General features: G+C 45.8%; 4 protein-coding genes. All 4 read left to right on the top strand.

From position 1 onward, the window contains the following. Positions 1-25: 25 nt before the first annotated feature. Positions 26-814: a DALR anticodon-binding domain-containing protein gene (locus tag QUA00_RS26540; RefSeq protein WP_333411734.1), complete on the top strand. Its 789-nt coding sequence runs from the start codon at positions 26-28 to the stop codon at positions 812-814. 704 nt (positions 815-1,518) lie between these two features. Next, on the top strand, positions 1,519-3,048 hold the full coding sequence (locus QUA00_RS26535) for an MFS transporter (protein ID WP_333140270.1): 1,530 nt from the start codon (positions 1,519-1,521) through the stop codon (positions 3,046-3,048). Positions 3,049-3,200: 152 nt separating this feature from the next. Then, positions 3,201-3,329, top strand: a complete 129-nt coding sequence (locus QUA00_RS26530) for a hypothetical protein (RefSeq protein ID WP_333411733.1) — start codon at positions 3,201-3,203, stop codon at positions 3,327-3,329. A 275-nt stretch (positions 3,330-3,604) separates the two neighbouring features. Continuing rightward, a partial coding sequence (locus QUA00_RS26525) for a helix-turn-helix domain-containing protein (protein ID WP_333411732.1) occupies positions 3,605-3,807 on the top strand: 203 nt, incomplete at its 3' end.

Raw genomic sequence — 3,807 nt, 5'->3', positions numbered from 1 at the left:
TGAATTTTCTTGTGGAACAGGCATCTTGCCTGTTCCTAAACAAGTAATTGAGAATGGTGCAATATTTCCATTAAATCGGAGTAAAGATAGCGCGCGGGTGCTGTACGTGTCTGCGATCGCCCTGAAATTGGCTAAAAGTTGGCAGCAGACACCGCAGACAATCGCGGCACAGTTGGCTGAAACTCTCCAACCGCTGTGCTACCCAGATTTCGCCGTTAAAGTAGCGCCGGCGGGAATTATTGAGATGGAGTTGACTGATGCAGGTTTAGCCGTCTGGTTGCAGCGTTTAGCTCAAACGAACCTCCCCATTCCCGAATCTCGAATATTATCTTCTGTTGTATGTGCCGATCGACTGTTTCCCATTCAGTACAGCCACGCGCGCTGCTGTTCCCTGCTGCGAATGGCCCACCGCGATCGGATAATTGCGATCGCCCAGCCAGATGTCGCTACAGCGCCGCAAATTTGGTCGCTGGCGAGTCCAAATCCTATCCCTTGGATTGACGAGGGCGATCGACTGCGGTTAGTGCATCCTGCAGAACGCCGTTTAATATCGCAACTGTTAACAGTGCTAGACAATTTATCTCCTCCTTTTGAGGTAAATAACCGCGAAAAACCTGTCAATTATTTCAAATTAGCCAATAGTTTGAGCGAAGCATTTCAGATTTTTTACAGCCAGTGCCGAATTTGGGGAGAAGTTAAAATAGAACAGCCAAAGCTCGCCCAAGCTCGATTAGGTTTAATATTAGCAACTCAATCTTTGCTGCGATTTATCCTAGAAGACTTATTGAACGCTCTTGCTCCTTTAGAACTGTGATTATCTTCTCATTTTTAGCAACCTTTATTCATACTAATATGTGGGTTTATTAAAGTTACATTGACTTATTCCATCTGAAAAGCTCTCTATTTTATCGGGTTCACCCTGAAGAAACCAGTAACCTAATGTCGCATAGAAAATTTATAAAAAATTAGCTATTTATTGATTAATACGGTTCAGTTAAGCCCGATCCCCCGGCGCCTAGGGCGGGCACGGGGAGTAGGGGTAGCACCGCCCCTACGAAGGGGAGTAGGGGGTGGGACAAGAACTTACTCAAAGTCAACCCCTACTCCCCAACAATCAGGGGGATCTCCGAGGAATAAACAATTTAACTGAACCTTATTAATTAATTAATTAATTAATTATTAATAATGCAATTAATCATAATTCTGTAATTGGGGCATTCTTATTTTATCTAATTTATTTAAGTAATCTTTCTTTTTGCTTTTGAGAGCGATAACTTTTAGATCAATACGGTTCAGTTAAGCTCGATCCCCCCTACTAGCCCTCCTTAAAAAGAGGGATATCAGAACTTACTCAAAGTCCTCCTTCTTAAGGGGGATTTAGGGGCATCTCCGAGGAATAAATAGTTGTAACCCAAGCCTATAGACTTTTAGCTTGCATCTATGGCTGTGCTCCTTAAAATACTTAATCTTATGTTATACAATTAAGCTGCGTAGCAGCTTATCTATTGGCTATCCAGTATGCTCGAAAAACAAGAAGATTACAGCTTAGTAGGAACGAATCCTCTAGAACTTCAGGAAATCCAAGAGGATATAGCCTTACCAGAGACGGTACTTCTGACAAATGGGCATCTAAAACTTTCCAAACCGGAAACTCGATCGAGCCTCAGAGCACTAACTTTGGACGGTGTTTTCGCTACGCTTTTTTACAGCATCATCGGCGGCGCGTTGCTCAGTAATTTCTTGCTCGATTTGGGGGCTGGTCCAGTCGAAATTGGTATGCTCTCCTCCATTCCTCAACTGGTAAATCTGCTCCAACCGTTCGGAGCTTATATAGCAGACCGAACACAGAGCCGCCACTGGTATTCCTTCTACATTTTCGGAATGTCGCGACTGCTGTGGCTGATTCTCGTGCCAGCCCTTTGGTTGGGAGGCTCATTTCATCTGGCCCGACATCAGGTTGTGCAGTTGACATTGGCAATCATCTGGGTAAGTCAAGTCTTAGAATCTTTAGGTCGGGCTTCCTTCTTGAGCTGGTTGGCGGCGTTAGTACCTCAGCGGTTGCGCGGGCGGTATTTTGGCTTTCGCAATAGTGCTGTCAGCTTGACGAATCTCATTGGTGTGCCGTTGCTGGCTCTAGTGGTATCGAACTGGCCCGGTGGAAAGCTCCAAGGTTACAGTGCCATCTTGGTTTTAGGAATTGTGCTTGGTCTCATCAGTCTAGGTTGTCAGTTCTTTATGACCGATGTGAACCCAAAGCTTGTACAGGTTACGCATTCAGATACAGGCGAAAAATCATCCACAGGGACAATTTTTAGCTTTCTCAAGGAAGCCAATTTTTTAAAGTTTTTGCTTTACTCTGGTCTATGGAGCTTTGCCGTTAACGTCAGCGCGCCCTTCTTTAACCTTTACTTGCTAGATGACCTAAAGATAGATGTCAGCGTGGTAACGCTCTATAGCAGCTTAGGTGCTGGTGCTAACTTGCTGATGCTGGTTTTTTGGGGGAAGCTGGCTGACCGGGTTGGGAATCGCCCGATTATGCTAGTAGTGGGAGTTTTGGTGGCTCTGACCCCTCTACTCTGGCTAGAAGGTGGAACGGCTCCAATTTTCCTATGGGTGTGGTTCCCGCTGTTGCACATCATCGGCGGTGGGACGTGGGCGGCGATCGACCTGTGCAGTGGTAATCTGATGATGTCGGTGGCACCGCTGTTGAATCAGTCGATATACTTTGCGATCGCGGCCGCGGTTCCTGGTGTCACTGGGGCAATGGGAATCACCGTGGGTGGCTTTCTCGCCACTTTGACCAATCTCGGTGGCTTGCCAGGGGTGTTTGCCCTCTCAGCCGTCTTACGACTGGTGGCTCTCCTGACCTTGGTTTTTGTTCGCGAGCAGCGTTCTGTGTCTTTGGGTAAGTTTTGGCTGCTCTTGTTGCCAGCTTGGTGGAGAAGAGTGGCAATTGAACCGGGAGACATCAGGTTTCAACCATTAATAGTTGAACAGTTGGACTGTCCACATGAAAGCTCAGGCGATCGCTCTTCAACTCTTGATTGATTGTACGGCACAAGAGTCCGAAAATAATTCATAAAAGAGTTTATTAACCATTTTTAAAGTGTTAAAATACTCATCAGATAATCTCAGATGTGACGGTTGTTGGGTCGCTTTTTTTCAGAAATATAAAGTCTGGCTACTCGGATAAGTTTTGAATGGTATCTAATTATTTTTTGGGTGCGTTCAACATTTTTTACGATGCCGATCGAGTTTTGAGGAACGATCGCCAATTCTCCGGCTTGTCGATCGCTCCTGAAACGACGCTGCTCAATTTCATCAGTTGACGATCGGCTGTTATCAGTTTTTTGAGAATACAGGGGTTCTCAGGAAAGTAAGGTACTCTTCCTGCGCGGGCCAATGCCCCATGCCCCATGCCCCATGCCCTGCGCGGGCCAATGCCCCATGCCCCATGCCCCATGCCCCATGCCCCATGCCCCATGCCCTGTTTGCCCAAGAACACCTCATGTTACCGAAAATTTTGGGTTTAAAGCCCCGTCCTTTTAGGACGGCTTTTTCTTCTGGTTTATGTTAAGATAAAGACAGTAAATATCAAAAACAAATGAAAGCTAGATATCGCTACCGATGCTATCCGACACCCTCTCATAAATTGGCGTTAGCCAAGTTATTTGGGTGTGTCAGAGTAGTATGGAACGATAGTCTAGGTTTTTGCATTTCTGAATATATGGGAGGCCAAAAGAAACCGAAAAATGCCGAACTTCAAAAGCAATTTATCACTCAAGCTAAGAAGTTAGAGGAACGGGA

This window comes from Microcoleus sp. T2B6 (genome assembly GCF_036700475.1).
Classification (GTDB): domain Bacteria; phylum Cyanobacteriota; class Cyanobacteriia; order Cyanobacteriales; family Microcoleaceae; genus Microcoleus.
This window is presented reverse-complemented; position numbering and strand designations above follow the sequence as displayed.

Bases quoted from the DNA above. Each gene is read 5' to 3' on its own strand.
- QUA00_RS26535 (WP_333140270.1), top strand. From the start codon at position 1,519: ATGCTCGAAAAACAAGAAGATTACAGCTTAGTAGGAACGAATCCTCTA.
- QUA00_RS26530 (WP_333411733.1), top strand. From the start codon at position 3,201: ATGGTATCTAATTATTTTTTGGGTGCGTTCAACATTTTTTACGATGCC.